Annotated in this window: 23 protein-coding genes and 1 pseudogene; 22 read left to right on the forward strand and 2 right to left on the reverse strand. The window is 49.9% G+C overall.

The features are described 5' to 3' along the window. Window positions 1-62 precede the first annotated feature (62 nt). The 7 genes from C4885_RS00235 to C4885_RS00265 all read left to right on the forward strand — a co-directional run bounded on the left by C4885_RS00235 (window position 63) and on the right by C4885_RS00265 (window position 7,737). The gene (locus C4885_RS00235; RefSeq protein ID WP_113998508.1) at window positions 63-524 is read left to right on the forward strand and encodes an XF1762 family protein; all 462 of its coding nucleotides are present in this window, start codon (window positions 63-65) and stop codon (window positions 522-524) included. Then, window positions 514-4,551, forward strand: a complete 4,038-nt coding sequence (locus tag C4885_RS00240) for a DUF3849 domain-containing protein (RefSeq protein WP_113998509.1) — start codon at window positions 514-516, stop codon at window positions 4,549-4,551. Before C4885_RS00235 ends, C4885_RS00240 begins: the two co-directional genes overlap by 11 nt. Further along, window positions 4,548-4,781, forward strand: coding sequence for a transposon-transfer assisting family protein (locus C4885_RS00245; protein ID WP_113998510.1), 234 nt, complete (start codon window positions 4,548-4,550; stop codon window positions 4,779-4,781). The genes C4885_RS00240 and C4885_RS00245 overlap by 4 nt, the downstream gene beginning before the upstream one ends. After that, window positions 4,778-5,584, forward strand: a complete 807-nt coding sequence (locus C4885_RS00250; protein WP_113998511.1) for a YodL domain-containing protein — start codon at window positions 4,778-4,780, stop codon at window positions 5,582-5,584. The genes C4885_RS00245 and C4885_RS00250 overlap by 4 nt, the downstream gene beginning before the upstream one ends. A gap of 145 nt (window positions 5,585-5,729) precedes the next feature. Beyond that, window positions 5,730-6,092 (forward strand): helix-turn-helix transcriptional regulator, encoded by a 363-nt coding sequence (locus tag C4885_RS00255; RefSeq protein ID WP_022256733.1) that lies wholly within the window; start codon window positions 5,730-5,732, stop codon window positions 6,090-6,092. Window positions 6,093-6,104: 12 nt separating this feature from the next. After that, window positions 6,105-6,890 (forward strand): ImmA/IrrE family metallo-endopeptidase, encoded by a 786-nt coding sequence (locus C4885_RS00260; protein ID WP_113998512.1) that lies wholly within the window; start codon window positions 6,105-6,107, stop codon window positions 6,888-6,890. Then, window positions 6,883-7,737, forward strand: a complete 855-nt coding sequence (locus C4885_RS00265) for a hypothetical protein (protein WP_022256731.1) — start codon at window positions 6,883-6,885, stop codon at window positions 7,735-7,737. Before C4885_RS00260 ends, C4885_RS00265 begins: the two co-directional genes overlap by 8 nt. 66 nt (window positions 7,738-7,803) lie before the next feature. Here C4885_RS00265 and C4885_RS00270 read toward each other — a convergent pair whose 3' ends face one another. Both C4885_RS00270 and mobC read right to left on the reverse strand, forming a co-directional pair. Next, window positions 7,804-9,408 (reverse strand): relaxase/mobilization nuclease domain-containing protein, encoded by a 1,605-nt coding sequence (locus tag C4885_RS00270; protein WP_113998513.1) that lies wholly within the window; start codon window positions 9,406-9,408, stop codon window positions 7,804-7,806. Continuing rightward, window positions 9,380-9,772, reverse strand: coding sequence for a plasmid mobilization relaxosome protein MobC (gene mobC / locus C4885_RS00275; protein ID WP_158538752.1), 393 nt, complete (start codon window positions 9,770-9,772; stop codon window positions 9,380-9,382). The genes C4885_RS00270 and mobC overlap by 29 nt, the downstream gene beginning before the upstream one ends. A gap of 386 nt (window positions 9,773-10,158) precedes the next feature. On the opposite strand from mobC, the gene C4885_RS00280 reads away from it, so the two are divergent. From C4885_RS00280 to C4885_RS00350, 15 genes and pseudogenes are all read left to right on the forward strand, one after another. Continuing rightward, window positions 10,159-10,416 (forward strand): DUF6870 family protein, encoded by a 258-nt coding sequence (locus C4885_RS00280; protein ID WP_113998659.1) that lies wholly within the window; start codon window positions 10,159-10,161, stop codon window positions 10,414-10,416. Between the two features lie 171 nt (window positions 10,417-10,587). Further along, window positions 10,588-10,908: a recombinase family protein gene (locus C4885_RS00285; protein ID WP_113998515.1), complete on the forward strand. Its 321-nt coding sequence runs from the start codon at window positions 10,588-10,590 to the stop codon at window positions 10,906-10,908. A 136-nt stretch (window positions 10,909-11,044) separates the two neighbouring features. Beyond that, window positions 11,045-11,257: a DUF5348 domain-containing protein gene (locus C4885_RS00290; protein WP_050006549.1), complete on the forward strand. Its 213-nt coding sequence runs from the start codon at window positions 11,045-11,047 to the stop codon at window positions 11,255-11,257. Further along, window positions 11,254-11,553: a DUF6050 family protein gene (locus C4885_RS00295; RefSeq protein WP_082052353.1), complete on the forward strand. Its 300-nt coding sequence runs from the start codon at window positions 11,254-11,256 to the stop codon at window positions 11,551-11,553. Before C4885_RS00290 ends, C4885_RS00295 begins: the two co-directional genes overlap by 4 nt. A gap of 140 nt (window positions 11,554-11,693) precedes the next feature. Next, a complete protein-coding gene (locus C4885_RS00300) occupies window positions 11,694-11,924 on the forward strand; it encodes a hypothetical protein (protein WP_050006550.1) in 231 nt (76 codons plus the stop codon). 4 nt (window positions 11,925-11,928) lie between these two features. Further along, window positions 11,929-12,765, forward strand: coding sequence for a DUF6017 domain-containing protein (locus tag C4885_RS00305; protein WP_113998516.1), 837 nt, complete (start codon window positions 11,929-11,931; stop codon window positions 12,763-12,765). Window positions 12,766-12,881: 116 nt separating this feature from the next. Next, window positions 12,882-13,373 (forward strand): PcfB family protein, encoded by a 492-nt coding sequence (locus tag C4885_RS00310; protein WP_004611945.1) that lies wholly within the window; start codon window positions 12,882-12,884, stop codon window positions 13,371-13,373. Then, window positions 13,370-15,142, forward strand: a complete 1,773-nt coding sequence (locus C4885_RS00315; RefSeq protein ID WP_113998517.1) for a VirD4-like conjugal transfer protein, CD1115 family — start codon at window positions 13,370-13,372, stop codon at window positions 15,140-15,142. The genes C4885_RS00310 and C4885_RS00315 overlap by 4 nt, the downstream gene beginning before the upstream one ends. A gap of 111 nt (window positions 15,143-15,253) precedes the next feature. After that, window positions 15,254-15,466 carry a Maff2 family protein gene (locus C4885_RS00320; protein ID WP_004611947.1) on the forward strand — a complete coding sequence of 71 codons (213 nt, stop codon included), beginning with the start codon at window positions 15,254-15,256 and terminating at the stop codon, window positions 15,464-15,466. An 88-nt stretch (window positions 15,467-15,554) separates the two neighbouring features. Next, on the forward strand, window positions 15,555-15,767 hold the full coding sequence (locus C4885_RS00325; RefSeq protein ID WP_004611947.1) for a Maff2 family protein: 213 nt from the start codon (window positions 15,555-15,557) through the stop codon (window positions 15,765-15,767). A gap of 37 nt (window positions 15,768-15,804) precedes the next feature. Continuing rightward, entirely contained in the window at window positions 15,805-16,674 is an 870-nt protein-coding gene (locus C4885_RS00330; protein ID WP_050005960.1) for a VirB6/TrbL-like conjugal transfer protein, CD1112 family, read from the forward strand. A 15-nt stretch (window positions 16,675-16,689) separates the two neighbouring features. Next, window positions 16,690-17,238 (forward strand): annotated as a pseudogene (locus C4885_RS00335) (MT-A70 family methyltransferase); the annotation flags it as partial. Between the two features lie 7 nt (window positions 17,239-17,245). After that, window positions 17,246-17,629, forward strand: coding sequence for a PrgI family protein (locus tag C4885_RS00340; RefSeq protein WP_242956811.1), 384 nt, complete (start codon window positions 17,246-17,248; stop codon window positions 17,627-17,629). 67 nt (window positions 17,630-17,696) lie between these two features. After that, the gene (locus tag C4885_RS00345; protein WP_242979443.1) at window positions 17,697-20,030 is read left to right on the forward strand and encodes a VirB4-like conjugal transfer ATPase, CD1110 family; all 2,334 of its coding nucleotides are present in this window, start codon (window positions 17,697-17,699) and stop codon (window positions 20,028-20,030) included. 119 nt (window positions 20,031-20,149) lie between these two features. Beyond that, window positions 20,150-20,671, forward strand: coding sequence for a nitrogen fixation protein (locus C4885_RS00350; protein ID WP_371681607.1), 522 nt, complete (start codon window positions 20,150-20,152; stop codon window positions 20,669-20,671). Window positions 20,672-20,675 lie beyond the last annotated feature (4 nt).

Raw genomic sequence — 20,675 nt, forward strand, 5'->3', positions numbered from 1 at the left:
AGGATAACCCCGTTAGATCTCTGCAAGGAATCTAACGGGGCATTTTTGAAAAAGGAGGGCATTTGCTGACATTAACACCGATCAATTTGAAAACAGCAAACGCATTTGTGCAGCAGTATCACCGCCACCATAAGCCGACACGGGGACATAAGTTCTCCATCGGGGTATCGGACAATGGCGCATTGGTGGGGGTTGCCATCTGCGGCAGACCCGTGGCACGGCGGCTGGACGATGGCTACACGCTGGAAGTCAACCGCTTGTGTACGGATGGAACGCCGAACGCCTGCAGCATCCTGTATGCGGCGGCATACCGTGCAGCACGGGCAATGGGCTACAACAAAGTTATCACATATGTTCTGGACACAGAGCATGGCAGTTCTTTGAAAGCTGCCGGATATACCTGTGAGGGCAGAGCCGGAGGCTTGGAATGGAACGGTGCAAAAGCACCAAAACAGGCCGACCAATATCCGCGCCAGATGAAAACACGATGGGTCAAGAAAAAGGAGGGCTTGCATGGCAGTTGACCGCAAACAGCAGATGAAAGAAATCACGGAACGGCTGGAGCAGGGCGTAAAGGACATTTTTACATCGGAAATGTACACGACATACCTGCGCACGATGGCAAAATTCCATAATTACAGCTTCAATAATACGCTACTGATTGCTATGCAGCGGCCTGATGCCACACTGGTGGCAGGGTTTAACGCATGGAAGAATAAGTTCAACCGTTACGTCAAAAAAGGCGAAAAGGGCATCCAGATCATTGCTCCGGCTCCCATCAAGGAAGTGGAAGAACGCGAGAAAATCGACAAGGATACGGGCTTGGCTGTGCTGAACGAAAACGGTGAACCGGAAATGGAACGTGTGGAGTATGTGGTTCCGCGCTTCCGAGTGACGACGGTTTTTGATGTTTCACAGACCGATGGGGAACCGATTCCATCGCTGGAAGTGAACGAACTGACGGCCAGCGTCAAAGACTATGCGCTGCTTACGGCGGCAATCGAGCAGGTATCGCCTGTGCCGATGCGGTTTGATGAAATCGAAGGAGATGCCAAAGGCTATTACAGTGATGCAGACAAAGAAATCTGCATTCAGGTCGGCATGGGCGAGAGCCAGACCATAAAGACGATGATCCATGAGGTTGCTCATGCGATGCTGCACAACAGCGATTTGATGGAGCAGAGCGGCGAAGAAAAAGACAGGCTCACGAAAGAAACCGAAGCCGAAAGCATTGCATTTACGGTCTGCTCGGCTCTGGACATTGACACATCCGATTATTCATTTCCGTATGTGGCAAGCTGGGCCAGTGGCAAGGAGATGAAGGAACTGAAAGATTCGATGGATACGATTCGACTGACCGCAGCCGACTTTCTGGAAAAGCTGGAAGCGGCAGTCGCGGAAAGGAGCGCAGAGCGCATGACCGCGATGCAGTATGCGGAAAAGCTGATTGCCAATAAGGAGCAGGAAAAAACGATTTTTGATGATGAGCAGCGAAACCTCATCGTAAATTTCGCCTTCAAACTGGATGACCGGGCGGCAACGGAAGAACTGGTGAACGGTATTGCAGCTGCAGTGGCCGAGGATGACAAAGAAGAAGTCAACCGCCTGATGCACGATGCGCAGGAGAAAATCGAAAATCTCCCGGATGGGATGATTGGTCTTTCGGAAATGCACGACTATGGCTACCGAAAAGATGATGTGCTGCCGCTGACGAAAGAAGGCGCACGGGAATGGCATCGGCTGGGTGAGAGGATTTATCCGCTGTTCCGTGATGGCACGGCAGGTGATTATGTAAGCCAAGAGGAAATCGAGCAGCACGATGGCATTTTCGGCATTAAGGCAGACGCATGGGATGCGATTCTGTTGGAACAGCGGGAAGATTATGCAGAGGACGAGTATGCGCGCCCGGATTTTCAGCTGACAGTGATAAACCGTGAACAGGCTCTGCGACTGTATGACGAGGGTAAGCAGATTTATCTTGTCCGCATTAGCCCGTGGCCGATTCTTGTCACAGCACGAGAGGAAATCGAGCGCGGAAGTGATACCTTCCAGATTGCAATAGCAGATTTGGAACAGGGGCGGAACATGACAGAACAGGAAAATGTGCTGCTGTATGGTAGCGAAAAGCAGTTCGGCATTTATCAAATCACAGAGCGTGACCCGGAACACGACTACCGCTTTATGGGGCTGGACTATGTGCAGAAGAAAGGCATAACGGTTACCCGTGCAGATTATGACCTGATCTATACCGCACCGCTTACGGAAAAGGATACGCTGGATGGCATTTATGAACGGTTCAACATCCAGCGTCCGGCAGACTTTACCGGACATTCGCTGTCGGTCAGTGATGTGGTGGTACTCAATGATGGCAGTACAGTCAAAGCCTACTATGTGGACAGCATCGGCTTTGCCGAGTTGCCGGAATTTTTCAAGGAAAGGAATATGGATTTGCAGAAAGAAACGCTTTTGAACGAAGAATTGCAGGAAATCGAAATCTTTGATAAGCCCGGTCTTTTCAGCAATGGCCGACTGCGGGATGAAGATGTGCCGGAGGGCTTATATCGCTATGATCTGCGCGGTTCGGACTACGACCCAGGCCAGCCCATTACAGTGGAGAAAACTGTGGTGGTGAACCATGCGGCATCTGTTCTGATGGCCGAAGAACTTGACCTTGGCGCAGAGGGGCGGTTGGAACTGGGCGAGGAAGGACTGAACTTCACAGGCGCAGAGTTGACTGTGCGAGAGTTCATGGAGGAACAGCAGCAGAAAAGAAATGGACTGATCCACGGTGATTCCGACCACATCGCAGTCGAAGGGCATATCGGTACATGGTACGCCATTGATGAAACAGAAGTCGGCGGCGAGAAGTTCTTCCTGCTGGAGCATGAGGAACACGGCGATATGGCGGCCTGCGTTGCAGTCAATGAGCAGGGCAAGCTGGTGGCAGAGGATTTGTGGAACGGCTTCGATGAAGATTTTCAGGAGGCCGTGCAGAAATATCTTTCTGAAAAATGGAATATGCCGAAAAAAGAAGATGTGGTATCGGAGATCATTGAAAAGGCTGCGCCTGTGCCGGACAACAGCGCACAGGACTATTCGGATGTGCCTGTTTACTACGAGCCGTTCAGCTATGCCAAAGAAAATGACGAGGTGGATTTATACCGCACATCCTATCGGCTGAACAGTGAGTGCAAGCAGGCAATCCATGAAGCGATTGCGGACAACTATGATGGAATGTACCTTGGCGATGATGCAGTCGATCAGGTGGTGCGGCAGTACGGCATGGAGCGTGTGGGCTACATTCTGGCGAACACTCTGCACCATAAAAGCTACGATGGCCGCTTTTCTCACGGCAATAAGGAATGGGCAGAGCAGGTCAGAACCCCGGAGCATAATGCAGACCGCATGACCTTCCGCGCTGACTGGGTGGTTGACAGCCATCCGGCTGTGCTGGATGGCTTTGTGACGATGTTCCGGGAAGAACTGGATGCGCAGAAAGAACTGAAACAGGAGCAGTCTTTTGTAAAGCAGTTCTATGTGGTCGAAAATTTGCAGGCCGCGCCTTTGAAAATTGAGCGGTTCGGAAATCTCGACGATGCGATGTCGCAGTATCAGGCACTTCCGTACCATTACATGAAAGCCTTGGGTGTGGAGAAAAATCCTGATCCGCTGCCGGGTTCACTGGATGTTTTACAGTGCAAGAACGGCCTTGATACCATCGTAGAGGACTACAAAACAGTTCCGGGCTGGGATAACCCATATATCCAGAATCATGTTGTGCAGCCGTTACAGGGGGCCTTAGCCGTGCAGGATGTGGAGTTGGCCTACGAATTGCCGGATGCCTATTTTCACATTCAGACCTGTGACGATGGCTTTGACTATACCTTATATAATAAGGACTTCACGGAACGGGATGGCGGTGTCCTTGAAACAGATGGAGATAAGTCTGTGCAGGAGGCTATGACGGAGCTGCTGGCAGAGTTTGGCTGCGATGCGGCAGAGGGTAAAGTCATGGATGCGGCAGAACTGCGGGAACAGGCTGATACGGTGGCTGAACAGCAGGCAGAAGTTTTGAAAGAAAAACTCGTTGCAGAAAGACCTGCACCGGAAGAAACGCTCAGCTTTTACGTTGCGGAGTGCTTGGAGTTTACATTTGCGGGAGAGTTCCACGACCATCTGACGATGGAAGAAGCTTTGGAAGCCTATGACAAGATTCCGTCCGAACGGATGAACGCCGACAAGTGCATTGGATTCTGCATCGAGGAAGATGGCGGCTTTGTTGGAATGTATGAGCTGGTCGTGAACGATAAAGTACAGCGCGAGAACATCAATTCCATCAACTATTTCAGGGATGATAAGCTGGTGCAACAGGCTATTTCCGATATGGAAAAACTGATGGAGGCACGGCAGAAGAGCAAGGAGCAGGAACGCAGCAGTACGAAAAAGTCTGTTCTGGATGCCCTGCGCAGTCTGAAAGCAAAGAAGCAGGAGCAACCTGCACAGGAACAGGATAAGCCGAAGAAAGCGAAAAAGAAAGGGATGGAGTTATGAGCAATGTACACTTTGATGAACTGGAATTGATGCTGATGGCGATGTTTGAGCAGCCGACACTCAAAGATACGATTCAGGTGTTGACGGAGGTTCAGCCGCTTGTGGCAGAGGATGCAGAGATGGCTGCGCTTGTCCAGCAGACGATCCCAAAGATGCAGCAGTTGAATGAGCAGCAGTTCAAAGGGCTGGAGCTGGAATGGTATAGGCCGGAGGATGATGCAGGAAAATGAGTTCAGATGTGTTTGCAATCTATCAGATCGATAATTCTGAGAAAAACCGTGAGTATCGCTGCCGCAGCTATGAATACCAGATTCAGCATGGCTTTATGATAACCGCAGACAATTATGGCACGGGCTACTCTGGTACGGCTTCACGGGGAATGGGCGCGGAAGCGATTCGTAAAAAGATGGAAAGCATTAACCCGGACAAATTCAAAATTAGAAAATTTGGGGTCAGTGATGTCATCGGATTGACTGCGGCAGGCAAAACCTCTTTTTTCTATGTTGATAAGGATAGGCTGGTGAGATTCAACGGCTTTTTCCCAAAGCCCCAGAGCGGCACATACCTGATTCTTGATGAGGGCGGCTATCAGGTGGCAGGGCAAAAAGGCACATGGCTGGTATCGGATGAAGTAGAGGTCGATGGTCAGCGGTTTGTTCAGATGAGAAGTGAACAAACGAAGAATCCACCACCGAGCATTATTCTTCACGAGAGTGGAGCCTTTGTGACGCAGACAGCTTTAGGTTTCGATGGAGAAGCTACCAGAAAGATGAGTGCTTTTTTACAAGGCCCAAAGCCTGAACTGCTGCACCATCAGAAGTTCTTTGAAAACGGTACAGCGGAACGCGCCAAAGAATCCGGCACGGAGCAAAACTACAATATGATAGATGGCTGCGTCAACAATGTACCGAAAAAGCCCCGGCGCATTGGCGGCAGGTGGTCGGTGCTTGATCGGCTGCATATTAAGCAGGCTGAGCGGCGACAAAAAGACAATGCGCCGCAGCAGGAACAGGAAAGAAGCCGAAAAAGTTAAAATACCGTAATATCGTTGAGATGGCTTCCCCCAAAAGGAGGCCATCTTTTTTGCGTTAGAATCAAAAATATAAAAAACTTTTTTACATCACGATTGATTTCCCGAAGTTGATGGTATATAATAATAGCAGAAGGGAGAGATGAAAATGCGTTTTGATGAACTTTTTGAAATGAGAAAACTGACAGGGACAAAATTAAAGGACTATATTCGCAGCAATGGATTCTCAAAAGTATCGTTCTGCAAGAAGACAGAGATTTCTCGCCCTACTTTAGATAAGATTTTGAATGGCGAGATAGATAGTAAAAGTACATTCGATAAGCATTTGAATAAAATTCTTACCAGTTTGAGCATTGACCCGGATACCTTGATGGGATTTTCACCGAGGGTGCAAAGTGTAGATGCCGTGTACTCGCAGAATGCGCCGATTGATTATCAGATGAATGATAAGGCAAAGATAGAGTACGATCTGTTGCAGGATATTCTAAACCTTTGCAGTGTTTATTATTAAAGGCGGAAGGCTATGAGTGAGCGAATTACAGCAGCCAACTTAGATGAAGTTATCAAAAGGAACGAAGTCATTGAGGAACAGATGAAGCAGAGTGCTTCGCTTATCTGGTCAAAATACAATCCGATGCAGATAAATTCTCCGATACAGTTGGCGTTACAGATTTTAAGACCGTATGGTTTGATACAGCTGCCGATTGATAATCACTATTTGAGCGGAGCGATTTTTGTTCGGGATGGAAAACGAATCCCCTTGATAAATACGGCACTTCCGAGAGCAAATCAGTATTTTACTGCGTGGCATGAGATTTATCATCTATTGTTTGATGAAGTTTCTTTTGACCATTTGATTGAATCCGAAATCCTGATGGAAGAACGAAAAGCAGAATACTTTGCTGCGCTTATGCTTCTGGGAAACCTTATGCCGTATTTTGAGGGCTTAAAGGATATGGAGTTCCAAGCAAAAGCGTTTCAGTGCATGAATGCTTTCCAAGCTCCCTATAAGGCGGTGCTGATTTCTCTGTATGAAAGTGCAGTAAAGAATGGGAATACGGCTATTGCGGAAGAAGTTAAGGAAAACTTTGATGTGCAGGTTGAAGATATTGCACAGAGATTCCGCGATTTGGGATTGGATGATTCCCTTGTACGGCCTTCGTATGTAGTAAATGTAAGTCCGCTGCAAGAGAAAATCAATAAGACGATTCGCAATGAGCCGGAAGTGGAATACCATAAAGACAATGAAGCATTTCTGAAAACGGTTTTAAGTGAATTTAAAATGCTGACGGGAGAGGCCGATGCTTAATATACCAGAGTATAAAGAATATGCTGGGGAGACCAAAATAGCACTTATGGATAACTCATCACTGGCATTTATGCACGAGTTGAGCCAGAGAAGTTATCCATCTGATGGAATCCTCAGCGTATACGATTTGATTCTGATACCAAAGTGGGTAATGGAGGAAATTGAGGATTCTACATACAGAAGCACCTATGTTGAGCAGCTTCAGGCACAAGGGTATCCTATTCGTTGGATTGATGAAACAAAGTACGGTGCTTTTGTCAATGATGAAGATGTGAACCTGTACTACATCGTTGAAGCTGCGGTATCGCGTGTGTCAGAATTGATGCGCTTCCTTCGCAGAAAAGTAAAAACCGAAGATTTGATTGATTTGCCTTCCGCAGAGGAATGGATGAACCGGCTGTATGATGAATGGCCGATTCATGGAAGAACGCTGTCAACGGGCCGCACTCTTAAAAAGAATGCGGGAGAAATCTCGTTGACGATCCTTGCTGAAATATTCGCGTGGTATCATGATGGAGTGGACAGCCTGACAATCTATACGCAGGATACGGATGCGCATGAGTTCCAAACGAATGCAGAGCGCATTTTAATTGGAAATTCTGAATTTACTCCTGCGCTGGATTCTCCGATTTCGGTGGCCTTTAAGTCAAATGACTTTATTTTGTGCCAGATGTATCGTGAGGGAGCCCTGACTTTGGATGCGGTGCGGCAGCTTCGCCACGATGATAGAAAATTGACTTATACACGGCAGCAAGCGGATAAGTCGATTATTTGCCGCAAAGAAGTTATAACGAAAGAGCAGTTCATTGATTTGATTCAGGATGCGACAGTTCAAATCCTGTTCTAAGAGTAATATGGTAGAAAAGGGTCAGCCCTAGTCTTTCGCAGGAAAGACCAGGGCTGGCTTTTTGTTTTATAGAGAGTGTTCGTTCTTTCGGGATTGCTGCTGTTCGCGTCGTGCTTCTCGTTCTGTTCCCAGAATGTTATCTACATTGGCACATACAGTCTGGAGTTCCCTGTGGTAATCTTTGAAATAGTGGTAGGTGTCATACTGGGCATCTTTCTGAATGGTAAGCTGCTCCTTTTCAGCCCGGAGGTCTTTCATGGTCGGGAACCTTCCATCTGGGGAGTGCTGCTTTAGGATGCGGAGGGCTTCTTCATATTTGGCAATATCCTCTGCATGAGCCTGACGGAAAGATTTCTTATTGCCGGATTTTAAGAAATCACCATAGACTGATTTTGTAGAAAGATACTGGCCTAAATAACGAATCTGCTCATTGACTTTTTTCAATTTTGCTTCGGTGAATTTGGCATCACTTCGGGCTTTTGCCATTTTAGATTGAATGGCGTCAGTGGTATCGGAGAGTTTTTCGTAAGAATCGTATCCATGTTCCTGCACATAAGCGACTGTTCGTGCCATCTGCTGCAAATTGGAAATCTTGACTTTCTGCGCATAGGCGCGGTTCTGCTGTGCTTTTACGCAGGTCTGCAAGTCAACCACAAGGCGCAGGTCGGACTTAATGAACAAAATAGCCATAGGATCATCTGCTGCCCAATGAGGATTGTTCCGTTCTTCGTTCCGCGCATTTTCTGCAAAAATGCGGAGAAGCCTGTCGCGGTCATAATTAGAACCGAGAGCGCGGGCAGAAATAAATTTCTGTCGGTCAGCAGGAAGATAGCTGAATCGTCCGCGATGGTCTTTTACCAAAATTCCGTATTCTGCTTTTAATAATCGCTGAAACTCCTCAAAAGATGTGGCACGTTCCGCAATGTCAGAAATGGCATTGCGGATTTTTTCTTTATCGGTTTCAAAGGTGGCGTGCATGGGTGTAATGCCATCGCCCAGGAGTTCCATGTTTGCGATGTCCAGATTCAGTTGCCCACGCCGCTGCGCATGGTACTCCTGTTGTGTGATTTTATCCGCAGCAGGGGAGAGCAGATCGACCTGATGCAGCCCTTCGCGCTGGCAAATATCCATCAAAGATTTTTGCAGGTGCTTCAAATAGTCTTTGGTAAGGTGGTGCTTGTATCCAGCCTTGCAGTCGATTGGCCGTTCGGTGTAGGTCTGAGGCTCTATATCGGATTTGCGCAGGCTGTTGATTATGATGTGGGTATGGATGTTGCCTGTTCCATTATTGCCATCTGTATGGGTGCAGACCAAAGCCTGATGCCCCGGAAAATTAGCTTTTGCGTATTCCAGCCCGATGGCCTGTGCACGTTCTCCTGTTAAATCGTGGTCGGCGTTATCTCTGGGGTCATGGCTGATAATGTAGTGGTGGCTTTTGATTTCATCGTAAGTGTTGTTCTTATGGTACTGCTGGTTTAACAGTTCACATTCAAGGTCGAAGGTTTCGGGATTGCAGTTCAAACCGTCAAGATAAAATTCTTCCCGAAGCAGCATATTCCCGCTTTCATCCAGAACGGGAACCAGATGAAACTCATCATGCTGGTATTTCAGATAGTCGATGGCACTCCCATAATTGGCATTTTTACTTGCGATGTGTTTTAGAATTGCCACGATACACACCTCCAAGCTGAACGATTTCCTGCCGCAGTTCACGAATTTCCGCAATGCACCTTTTTAGTTCTTCTAACATTCCGCGTGATGCCAGACCACCGCTGTGAAAATAGCGGGCAATCTGGTTGAGATTGTTCCCGATGCCGGCGGCCTGCACCGTCAAATTCTGAATCTCTCCCAGATCGGCAACGATATTATAGTTGACTTCCAGCTTTTCGCGGAGAGCCTGTTTGCGTACAAAAGTACCAATCGGGTATCCGGCATCTTTAGCGTATCCGGCCACCAGCTCATATTCCAATTCTGTGAAACGGATGTAAACCCGCTTTCCCCTATGAAGTGATTTCTCTTTCTTTGGTCGAGCCATAGTATAATCCTCCTGCATTTTATAGTTGCAGAGCAACTCCCGATAAGCCGTAGGCGTTCGGCTGCGAACACATTTATGTGGAGCCAGAAAGCCAAAATCCAAGATTTTGTGCGTACCGTGGGAATGGGGAACGGAATCCCCATCAAGATTGCCAGCCGGGAAAAACCACGAGAGTGAGTTTTGAGCGGCTATGGGCGAATCTTGCGCTAAGAGAGAAAAAAGCCCCACGACCTGGAAAATCGAGAATTGTCCTTATACCTATAACATTCTGGAAGCACCTTTTGGCAACCACTTGAAAAAATATTTTTGTGAAATTTCAAAATTTGGTTGCCAAACACCCCTTTTAGAATGCTATAGGTGAAGGGAGGTATTTGATGTACCAGAAAATGACGCATACACTTGAGGATTTGAAGAAATTAGCAGCGGTGGAACTTCGGGATGTGAACCGTGAAGAACTGGTGGACATCAACGATGTGGAAATCAAGAAAGACCTGTCGCAACGAGAACGGATGGTTGATTTTGTTTCACAGATCAAGAACCCCTACTGCTATCTTGACCGGGGAATGGTCGTAAAGATCAGGTTTGCCGGAGAGAACCGATTAGAGGACACACTGAAAAAATGCGCACGGACGCATCGGAGATAAAAAAGAAGAAAGCAGAAGAAAATTTACACTTTAGCACATTAAAGCGTTGACATGGACCGCGAAATATGAGATAATGGCTTTGGGTCAAAACAGAATATGCTAACTAAAGCCGATAATTTTCTTGGTTTATTGTCAGAACGACAAATAGATTAAGGAGGTTATCGGCTTTTTATGTTTTTTCAGGAAAACGGACAATATCGCTGTGCTGTGTATCTTCGATTGTCACGTTCGGACGGCGATCAGCAGGAAAGCAACAGCATCAAAAATCAAAGAGCTTTACTGAATGATTATCTGGGAAAGCACCCGGAACTGCATAAGGTCGATGAGTATGTAGACGATGGATACAGTGGTACGAATTTTGAACGCCCGGATTTCAAACGGATGATACAGGACATTGAGAATCGGAAAATCAACTGTATTATCGTCAAGGATTGTTGTGCGATAATGGGACTAAATCAGAAAGACCTTGAAAATCAAGGGATTCTGGCTTAGTCCCTTCTTTTTTGACCTGAAAGAGGAACAATCGCTCAACAATCGGCGCACAGGATCAAAACCGGCTGGCGGTGGCTATGGAGGTACACTGCATAAGCCCTTCCCGTTGCGCTGCCCACAACGAAAGGAGTCCATCATGAAACAGGGAACTTTGGTTTATGATCACGCAACGGATCGGTACGACATTCGCTTTGACCTTGACTGCTACTACGGCGGTCTGCACTGCGGGGAATGCTTCGATGTCATGATCGGGGGCAAGTGGAAACCCACTCGGATCGAGATGGCTGCGGACTGGTATCTCGTCGGCATCCGCACGGACGATTTGCAGGGATTGAGGGTGAGGATGTGAAGACTTTTCTCAAGGAAGTGCTGCTTCCTCTGCTGATTGCCCTTTGTCTTGCCGCATTCTTCAAGCCGGTCTATATGGCGGACGGCGTATGTGACTACTTCCTGATGTGGCTCTGTGTCGGCTTCCCATTCGGCATCCGCAGGATGTGTCTCTGGCTCGTCCCCTTCGGTTACGGCATATCCGGCACAGTAGGAATCTTCGCACTCAACATCATCATCGGCGGTCTTATCGGAGGACTCGCCCTGATTGTCGGGCTGCTGCTCGGCATCATCCATACCATCCGAGACATCATCTGAATATCTGAAAAGCTAAGAGGGTTTGTTTCATTCTCCAATTCGGAGCATGAAGCAAACCCTCTTTTTTTGTTGCCCGAAAGCTGGAACAATCTGCCCCTTGCAGATGACGGCGGTGCGGCGAGGAAAGGAGAGAAAACAAAATGAGCTACATGACAGCCGGTAAGCTGCAAGCCTTTGAAGCCCTCATGAAGGAGGTGCCCGGCCACAACCACTATGACAGCGGATGCGACGGGATCTGCCCGGAATGCCGGTCGTGCTGCTTCCATCGTCCCTACTGGAAATATCAAACCTGTGTCTTCGAGGAATGTCCCTATTCCCCGGTGAAGCTGTCAACGCTGCGCTGTCAGCCGGTGATGGCAAGGGAGGGATAACCGCATGGCAGTCTATCGCGTCAACAAAAACCGTGGCTACACGGTCATGGCAAATTACCATCTCAGGGATAAAACCCTGTCCCTCAAGGCCGTGGGGCTACTCTCCAAAATGCTGTCCTTCAACGATGGCTGGCAGTTCTCAACGAAAGGTCTTTCGGCGATCTGCAAGGAAGGCCCCGATGCTGTTCTGGCAGCTCTCAGGGAGCTTGAGGACGCAGGGTATCTCGTCCGTCATCAGTCACGGGATGAAAAAGGCCGGATGAGCAGCATGGTTTTCGAGATATACGAGAAGCCGCAGACGGGTTTGCCGGACACGGAAAAACCGCATACGGAAAAGCCGGACACGGATAATCCGTTCACGGGAAAACCGTGTACGGAAAATCCCGCACAATTAAATACTAATCAAGTAATTACCAACGAAAGAAATAACTCTCTGAGAAACTATCAATCTATCAATCTTGATGGGATGGACAGGATGGATGAACGGGAGCAATACAGGGAATTGATCCGGGATAACCTTGAGATCGACATCCGCTCTCAGGATAGGCACTATGACCTTGACCGGGTAAATGAAATTGTCGAGATCATGCTGGATGCTGTTTGCTCCACAAGACCCACCATCCGTATCAACGGAGAAGATATGCCGCAGCCGGTGGTTAAGTCACGCTTCCTCAAGCTGGACAGCGGTCACATCGACTATGTGCTCCAAGCGATGAACGATTGCCCTTCCGACATTCGGAACATCCGGGCATATCTGCTTACGGCGTTGTATAACGCTTCACTGACCATAGACAACTACTATTCAGCCCGCGTGAACTACGATTTTCACGGAAAAGGCTGATGCGTAAGCATTCTCAATCAACTTAAAGGGGGTGAGATGAAAACATGATCCACATTTTACACGGTGTCCCGCCTTAGTGACAGGATTGCCCCGCAAATCTCAGAAAGGAGGTCCCCATGCAGGATGAAGTAAATACCAAAGTCGTTGCGATTGCCATTAAGGGCGGCAGGATCACTGCGGAAGTGCTGAAAAAGGCGCTCGCCAAATTCATTGAGGAAATTGAAAAGGCCGAAAAGCAAGCCTCTCAGCCCAAGACCTACCGGGGCAAGCAGTCCATCAAGCACCTTGTCGAGCAGAACGCCGCAATCAGCAACATCGAAGTGACCGACGGAAACATCAAGTCTTTCGAGCGTACAGCGAACAAGTACGGGATCGACTACGCGCTCAAGAAAGACACCTCTGAGCAGCCGCCGCGCTATCTCGTCTTCTTCAAAGGCCGGGATGTGGATGTGATGACTCAGGCGTTCAAGGAGTTTTCCGCCAAGACGGTCAAGCAGAAAGAAAAGCAATCCCTCAAGCAGAAGCTCTCCCGCAGCAGGGAGCAGTCTAAAGCCCAGCACAAGGAGAAGGTCAAGGTTAAGACGAAGGATCGGGGCGTTGAGCTATGAAAAAGAAACTCGACATCAAAAAGCTCGTCCTTCTCAATCTCCCGTATGTGTTCGCCTTCTACTTTGTGGATAAGCTGGCGGCGGTCTTCCGGCTGGCTCCCGGTACGGAGTTTATTGACAAGCTCACCGGCGGCTTTGCCAATTTCGGCGCAGCGTTTGCCAATCCGCTCCCCAGCTTCCACCCGGTAGACCTTCTCATTGGTGTGGCAGGAGGCGCATTGCTCAAGCTGGCCGTCTACATCAAAGGCAAAAACCGCAAGAAATTCCGCCAAGGGGAGGAATACGGGTCAGCCCGTTGGGGGCGACCGGAAGACATCCGGCCTTACATGGATGACGACTTCTCCAACAATGTCATCCTCACCCAGACCGAGGGGCTGACGATGAACAGCCGACCGAAGCAGCCGAAGTACGCGAGGAATAAGAACATCCTTGTGATCGGCGGTTCCGGCTCCGGCAAGACCCGCTTCTTTGTGAAGCCCAACCTCATGCAGATGCACAGCTCCTATGTGGTTACTGATCCCAAGGGCACAGTATTGGTCGAATGCGGAAAGATGCTTGAGAAAAACGGGTATGTCATCAAGTCGCTGAATACGATCAACTTCCGTAAATCCATGCACTACAACCCGTTCGCTTACATCAGGTCAGAGAAGGACATCCTCAAACTGGTCAATACGATCATCGTCAACACGAAGGGAGATGGCGATAAGTCCGGGGAGGATTTCTGGGTCAAGGCAGAAAAGCTCTACTATACCGCACTCATCGGCTATATCTGGTACGAAGCGCCGGAACACGAGAAAAACTTCACTACCTTGCTCGAATTGATCAACGCTTCGGAGGCCAGAGAGGATGACGAGACTTTCAAAAATCCCGTTGACCTCATGTTCGATGAGCTGGAAGAGCGTGACCCTGACCACTTCGCGGTCAAGCAATACCGTAAATATAAGTTAGCCGCTGGCAAAACAGCCAAGTCGATCCTGATTAGCTGCGGCGCACGGCTTGCCCCGTTTGACATCGCGGAGCTGCGGGAGCTGATGAGTTACGACGAGATGGAGCTGGATTGCATCGGCGACCGCAAGACGGCGCTGTTTGTCATTATCTCTGATACCGACGATACCTTCAACTTTGTCGTTGCGATTATGTACTCCCAGCTTTTTAACTTGCTCTGCGATAAGGCGGATGATGTCTACAATGGGCGGCTTCCCGTTCATGTCCGCTGCCTGCTCGACGAGTTTGCGAACATCGGTCAAATCCCGAAATTCGACAAACTGATTGCTACGATCCGAAGCCGGGAAATCTCAGCATCCATCATCTTGCAGTCCCAGAGCCAGCTCAAGACCATCTACAAGGACGCGGCGGACACGATTGTCGGCAACTGCGACTGTACGCTCTTCCTCGGCGGCAAGGAAAAATCCACTTTGAAGGAACTCAGTGAAATCCTCGGAAAGGAGACAATCGACCTATATAACACATCAGAAACCCGTTCGACCAACAACTCATACGGCCTGAACTATCAGAAGACCGGCAAGCAGCTCATGTCGGAGGACGAAATCGCTGTCATGGACGGCGGCAAATGTATTTTGCAGCTTAGAGGCGTGAGACCTTTTCTCAGTGACAAGTACGACATTACGAAGCATCCAAAATACAAAATGCTGTCCGACTACGATAAGCGCAACGCCTTTGACATCGAGAAATACCGTTCTCACAAGCTGGTAGTCAAGCCCACCCAAACCTTCGACCTCTATGACATGGGAGAGGTTGAAGCCGATTGAAGCCCCGTCATGCACTGCGCATGGGCAATGCCCAAAGCAGAACAATGACGGGGCTTCTATTTTTTTGCCCATTTTCAATAATTCACACTCAAAAATCAAGGAGGTCACTCTATGGAATTTATCAATCAGGCGGTTACGGTCCTTCAGACGCTCGTTGTTGCCCTCGGTGCCGGTCTGGCTGTGTGGGGTGTGGTCAACCTCATGGAGGGCTACGGCAATGACAATCCCGGTGCCAAGAGCCAGGGCATCAAGCAGTTGATGGCCGGTGGCGGCGTGGTACTCATCGGCACGACCCTCATCCCCCTGCTGTCCGGTTTGTTCTGATCACCGGTTCGCGTGTCCACATGGGAGGGCGCGAAATGCCGCGCTCTCCCTTAATTTTTAATCAATTTCCAACATAAGGAGGTCATTTATGGAATTTATCAATCAGGCAGTTACCGTTTTGCAGACCCTCGTTGTCGCCCTTGGCGCTGGCCTTGCCGTGTGGGGCGTGGTCAACCTCATGGAGGGGTACGGCAATGACAATCCCGGTGCCAAGAGCCAAGGAATCAAGCAGTTGATGGCCGGTGGTGGTGTGGTACTCATCGGCACGACCCTTATCCCGCTCCTGTCTGGCCTGTTCTGATCCGGCAGCCCCAGCATAACCGAAAGGTGGTGAAATATTGGGATTTATCCTTGAAAAAATCGAGGAAGCCATAAAAGAGCTTCTGATCGGCTGGATTGAAAGCAACATGACCAATATGTTCACCGATGTCAACGACAAGGTAGGGACGATAGCTGCTGAGGTAGGCAAAACGCCCTCTTCATGGGATAGCAGCATATACCAGATGATCCGGGGACTATCCGAAAATGTGATAGTCCCCATCGCTGGTATCATCATCACCTTTGTCCTGTGTTACGAGCTGATTTCCATGATCACCGAGAAAAACAACTTGCATGATATGGACACATGGATGTTCTTCAAGTGGTTTTTCAAGGCAGCTGTGGCGATCTACCTCGTTACCAACACCTTTGACATTGTGATGGCGGTCTTCGACATCGGTCAAAATGTCGTAGCCGGTGCAGCCGGTGTCATAAGCGGCGACACGAATATCGACATCGAATCCACTCTTGAACAAATGCGCGCCAGCATGGAAACGATGGGCATTGGCGAACTGCTCGGCTTGTCCATAGAGACGCTGCTGATCAGCCTGTGCCTCAAGATCATGTCCATTCTCATCACGGTCATTCTCTATGGCCGTATGATTGAGATTTATTGCACCGTGAGCATCGCGCCCATTCCCATTGCGACGATGAGCAACCGCGAATGGGGCAGCATCGGCACGAACTACCTCAAAGGGCTGTTCGCGCTGGCATTCCAAGGCTTCCTCATCATGGTGTGCGTTGCGATCTATGCCGTGCTCATCAACAACATGATCATCGCAGCCAATATCCACTCGGCGCTATTCTCGGTGGCAGCTTATACGGTCATTCTTTGCTTCTCCCTGTTCAAGACAGGTTCGCTTGCAAAGTCACTATTCAATGCCCACTGAGAAAGGAGGGTCAGCTTGAAGAAATACTCCGTGATCTACGCCGACCCTCCGTGGCGGTACAAGGTCTACTCAAAGAAGGGGCTTGGCCGCTCAGCGGAAAGCCATTACCCGACCATGAGCCTTGAAGACATCAAGGCTCTGCCTATTGGAGAGCTTGCAGCAAAAGACTGTGCGCTCTTCATGTGGATTACCTTCCCCTGTATGCAGGAGGCGTTCCAAGTCCTTGAAGCATGGGGATTTGAATACAAAACGACGGCTTTTGTCTGGATCAAGCAGAACCGGGTGTCCGACAGTCTCTTTTGGGGCATGGGGTACTGGACACGGGCGAATGCTGAACTCTGCATCCTTGCAACGAAAGGCCATCCCAAACGGGCAAGCCCCGGTGTGCATCAGGTCATCATGAGCCACATCGAAGAGCACTCCAAGAAACCGGAGGAAGCCCGCAACCGCATCGTCCAGCTCATGGGCGATGTCCCGCGCATCGAACTTTTCGCCCGCCAGTCCCCCGAAGGCTGGGATGTATGGGGCAATGAGGTCGAATGCAGCATCACGCTTGGAAAGGAGGTTCCCAATGGCGTTTGTACCGGTCCCGAAGGACCTGAATCGTGTCAAGACGAAGGTCATGTTCAACCTGACAAAGCGGCAGCTCATCTGCTTTGCGCTGGCTGCGGCAGCGGGTGTTCCGATCTTCTTCCTGACTAAGCCCAGCCTCGGCATCTCCACTTCGGCAATGCTGATGGTGGTCATCATGCTCCCGTTTATCTTCTTCGCTCTCTATGAGAAGGACGGGCAACCGGCTGAAAAAATCCTCGGTCATGTGATCAAGTCCATGTTTTTGAGGGATAAGGTGCGGCCATACCGCACGAGCAACCTATACGCTGCGATCCAGCAGGAAATCAAAGAGAAGGAGGAATTGCAGATTGCACAGCAGCACGAAAAAGGCCGCAGAACCTAAGCGGCTTACCAAAAACGGCAAGGTGTACGGCGATCTTCTCTCCGCCGAGGAAAAGAAGAAGCTGGTCATGCAGAAGAAAAAGGACAAGAAGGCAAAGAAAGTCCGCAAATCGGCGCAGCAGACCATCCCCTATGTGGAGATGTGCCGCGACGGCATCTGCAAGGTCAACAGCCGTCTTTATACAAAGACTATCCGTTTCAACGACATCAACTATCAGCTCGCCCAGAACGAGGACAAGACGGCCATCTTCGAGAACTGGTGCGACTTCCTGAACTACTTTGACAGCTCGATTTTTGTCCAGTTCTCTTTCATCAACCAGAGGACGAGCATCAGCGAGTTCAAGAAGCAGATCAACATCCCGGAGCAGGCTGACGAGTTCAACGACATCCGCAGCGAGTATTCCGAGATGCTGCAAAACCAGCTCACGAAGGGCAACAACGGCCTCATCAAGCGCAAGTACATTACCTTCGGCATTGAGGCCGACTCCCTGCGCATGGCGAAGGCCAAGCTGGATCGGATTGAGACGGACATCCTCAACAATTTCAAAACCCTCGGTGTGAAGACCGAGCCGCTGTCCGGCTACGAACGGCTGAAAGTGCTCCATGATGTGTTCAACATGGACTCGAACGAGCCGTTCCGCTTCTCCTTTGACATGGTAGCCCGGACGGGACTCAGCAGCAAAGATTTCATCGCGCCCACTTCCTTCGACTTCCGTGAAGGCAAGTGCTTCAAGATGGGCAAGGCCATCGGCGCAGTGAGCTTCCTGCAAATCCTCGCGCCGGAACTCAATGACCGGATGCTGGCTGACTTCCTCGACATGGACAGCAACATCACGGTCAATCTTCATATCCGCACGATTGATCAGGCGAAAGCCATCAAGAGCATCAAGATGAAGATTACTGACCTCGACAAGATGAAAATTGAAGAGCAGAAGAAGGCCGTGAGAAGCGGATATGACATGGAAATCATCCCGTCCGACCTTGCCACCTACGGCGGTGAGGCCAAGCGCCTGTTGCAGGACCTTCAGACGCGCAACGAGAGAATGTTCCTTGTGACCATCCTCATCATGAATACCGCTGCCTCCCGCCAGAAGCTCGAAAACGCCATCTTCCAGACGGCTTCCATTGCCCAGAAATACAACTGTGCGCTCAAGCGGCTGGACTTCCAGCAGGAAGAAGGGCTGATGTCCTCTCTTCCGATTGGCCTGAATCAGATCGAGATTGAGCGCGGGCTGACCACCTCTTCGACGGCGGTGTTCGTCCCGTTCACGACGCAGGAGCTTTTTCAGGGCGGCGAGGCGCTGTATTACGGGCTGAATGCGCTCTCCAACAACATGATCATGGTTGACCGAAAACAGCTCAAAAACCCGAACGGTCTGATCCTCGGCACCCCCGGCTCCGGCAAGAGCTTTTCGGCGAAGCGGGAAATGACCAACGCCTTCCTCATCACAGAAGATGACATCATCGTCTGCGATCCCGAGGCAGAGTATTATCCCCTTGTGCAGAAGCTCGGCGGTCAGGTCATCCGCATCTCGCCGGTAAGCAGCGACTACATCAATCCGCTGGACATCAATGTGAACTACTCGGAAGAGGAAAACCCGCTGACCTTGAAGTCCGACTTCATCCTCTCCATGTGTGAGCTGATTGTGGGCGGCAAGGATGGGCTGCAACCGGTGGAAAAGACCATCATCGACCGCAGCGTCCGCAAGGTGTATCAGGACTACCTTGCCGATCCGGTCCCTGAGAAGATGCCTATTCTCGAAGACCTCTACAACATCCTGCGCAGTCAGAGTGAGCCGGAGGCACAGCGGATTGCCACTGCCCTTGAAATCTATGTGCATGGCTCGCTGAATGTCTTCAATCACCGGACGAATGTGGATGTGAATAATCGCTTCGTCTGCTATGACATCAAGCAGCTCGGAAAGCAGCTCAAAAAGCTGGGGATGCTCATTGTGCAGGATCAGGTCTGGAACCGCGTGACCATCAACCGTGCCCAGCACAAGGCGACGCGCTATTACATGGACGAGTTCCACCTTCTGCTCAAGGAAGAGCAGACAGCGGCATACAGTGTCGAGATTTGGAAGCGGTTCCGTAAATGGGGCGGCATCCCCACCGGGATCACGCAGAATGTCAAGGATTTGCTGGCTTCCCGTGAGATCGAGAACATCTTCGAGAACTCCGACTTCGTTTACCTTCTGAACCAGGCATCCGGCGACCGGCAGATTCTCTCGAAGGCGCTGAACATCTCGCCCAGCCAGCAGAACTACATCACCAATTCCAACGCCGGTGAAGGCTTGATCTTCTACGGCTCGACCATCGTCCCCTTCAAGGATGACTTCCCGAAGGACACGATGCTCTATCGTTACATGACCACCAAACCCGAAGAAACCTTGCAGAATTAAGGAGGACTACCTTTATGAAAAAGAATATGAATGAGAACTTTGAGATCACCGTTGACGAGATGACCGAGATTTTCGGCGATACGCCGGTTGAGATGAGCTTCCGCGAGGTCAAGGAAGGCATGGACAGCTTCTTCGGCCTGATGGGGCTGACCGTGGAGTTGGTCAACCTGATCCGCAAGGAGGACGAGCTGAAAAAGCACCACCGCGCTTACCTCCATGTCCGCGAGGAAATCGCCGAGTGCGCCAATGAGGCGACGGAGGTCATCGGCGGTATTCTCGACTCCATTCAGGAGAAAGAACACATCTACCGTGTGTCCGGCTCTCCTTCCGCTTTTGATATGGATGAGGAAGACGAGTATGAGGATGATTTCGTCACCATCCCCAAGGAGAAGTACGACAGCATGATTGAGGATCTGCTGACGATGGCCGAGCTGATCGACATGGTATCGGATATGCGCACCAAGGATGTCCGCGCCATTCAGGAGTTTGGCAAGTTCATCCCCGCTTATGCCGCCTATGAGCGCAATCGTCTTTCCCTGTACCGCGAAGCGGCGAAGGAGGCCGAGTCCATCATCGACCGCTGGGAGGATGAGTTGGACGAGGACGAGGACTACGAGCCGGACGAGTATTTCTCCGACTGATTGC

Origin of the sequence: Subdoligranulum sp. APC924/74 (assembly GCF_003324125.1) — a bacterium.
Classification (GTDB): domain Bacteria; phylum Bacillota; class Clostridia; order Oscillospirales; family Ruminococcaceae; genus Gemmiger; species Gemmiger qucibialis.

Excerpts from the sequence above, each read along its gene's own strand:
- C4885_RS00240 (WP_113998509.1), top strand. The coding sequence starts at position 514 with ATGGCAGTTGACCGCAAACAGCAGATGAAAGAAATCACGGAACGGCTG.
- C4885_RS00245 (WP_113998510.1), top strand. The coding sequence starts at position 4,548 with ATGAGCAATGTACACTTTGATGAACTGGAATTGATGCTGATGGCGATG.
- C4885_RS00250 (WP_113998511.1), top strand. The coding sequence starts at position 4,778 with ATGAGTTCAGATGTGTTTGCAATCTATCAGATCGATAATTCTGAGAAA.
- C4885_RS00255 (WP_022256733.1), top strand. The coding sequence starts at position 5,730 with ATGCGTTTTGATGAACTTTTTGAAATGAGAAAACTGACAGGGACAAAA.
- C4885_RS00260 (WP_113998512.1), top strand. The coding sequence starts at position 6,105 with ATGAGTGAGCGAATTACAGCAGCCAACTTAGATGAAGTTATCAAAAGG.
- C4885_RS00265 (WP_022256731.1), top strand. The coding sequence starts at position 6,883 with ATGCTTAATATACCAGAGTATAAAGAATATGCTGGGGAGACCAAAATA.
- mobC (WP_158538752.1), bottom strand. The coding sequence starts at position 9,772 with ATGGCTCGACCAAAGAAAGAGAAATCACTTCATAGGGGAAAGCGGGTT.
- C4885_RS00280 (WP_113998659.1), top strand. The coding sequence starts at position 10,159 with ATGACGCATACACTTGAGGATTTGAAGAAATTAGCAGCGGTGGAACTT.
- C4885_RS00285 (WP_113998515.1), top strand. The coding sequence starts at position 10,588 with ATGTTTTTTCAGGAAAACGGACAATATCGCTGTGCTGTGTATCTTCGA.
- C4885_RS00290 (WP_050006549.1), top strand. The coding sequence starts at position 11,045 with ATGAAACAGGGAACTTTGGTTTATGATCACGCAACGGATCGGTACGAC.
- C4885_RS00300 (WP_050006550.1), top strand. The coding sequence starts at position 11,694 with ATGAGCTACATGACAGCCGGTAAGCTGCAAGCCTTTGAAGCCCTCATG.
- C4885_RS00305 (WP_113998516.1), top strand. The coding sequence starts at position 11,929 with ATGGCAGTCTATCGCGTCAACAAAAACCGTGGCTACACGGTCATGGCA.
- C4885_RS00310 (WP_004611945.1), top strand. The coding sequence starts at position 12,882 with ATGCAGGATGAAGTAAATACCAAAGTCGTTGCGATTGCCATTAAGGGC.
- C4885_RS00315 (WP_113998517.1), top strand. The coding sequence starts at position 13,370 with ATGAAAAAGAAACTCGACATCAAAAAGCTCGTCCTTCTCAATCTCCCG.
- C4885_RS00320 (WP_004611947.1), top strand. The coding sequence starts at position 15,254 with ATGGAATTTATCAATCAGGCGGTTACGGTCCTTCAGACGCTCGTTGTT.
- C4885_RS00325 (WP_004611947.1), top strand. The coding sequence starts at position 15,555 with ATGGAATTTATCAATCAGGCAGTTACCGTTTTGCAGACCCTCGTTGTC.
- C4885_RS00340 (WP_242956811.1), top strand. The coding sequence starts at position 17,246 with ATGGCGTTTGTACCGGTCCCGAAGGACCTGAATCGTGTCAAGACGAAG.
- C4885_RS00345 (WP_242979443.1), top strand. The coding sequence starts at position 17,697 with ATGCAGAAGAAAAAGGACAAGAAGGCAAAGAAAGTCCGCAAATCGGCG.
- C4885_RS00350 (WP_371681607.1), top strand. The coding sequence starts at position 20,150 with ATGGACAGCTTCTTCGGCCTGATGGGGCTGACCGTGGAGTTGGTCAAC.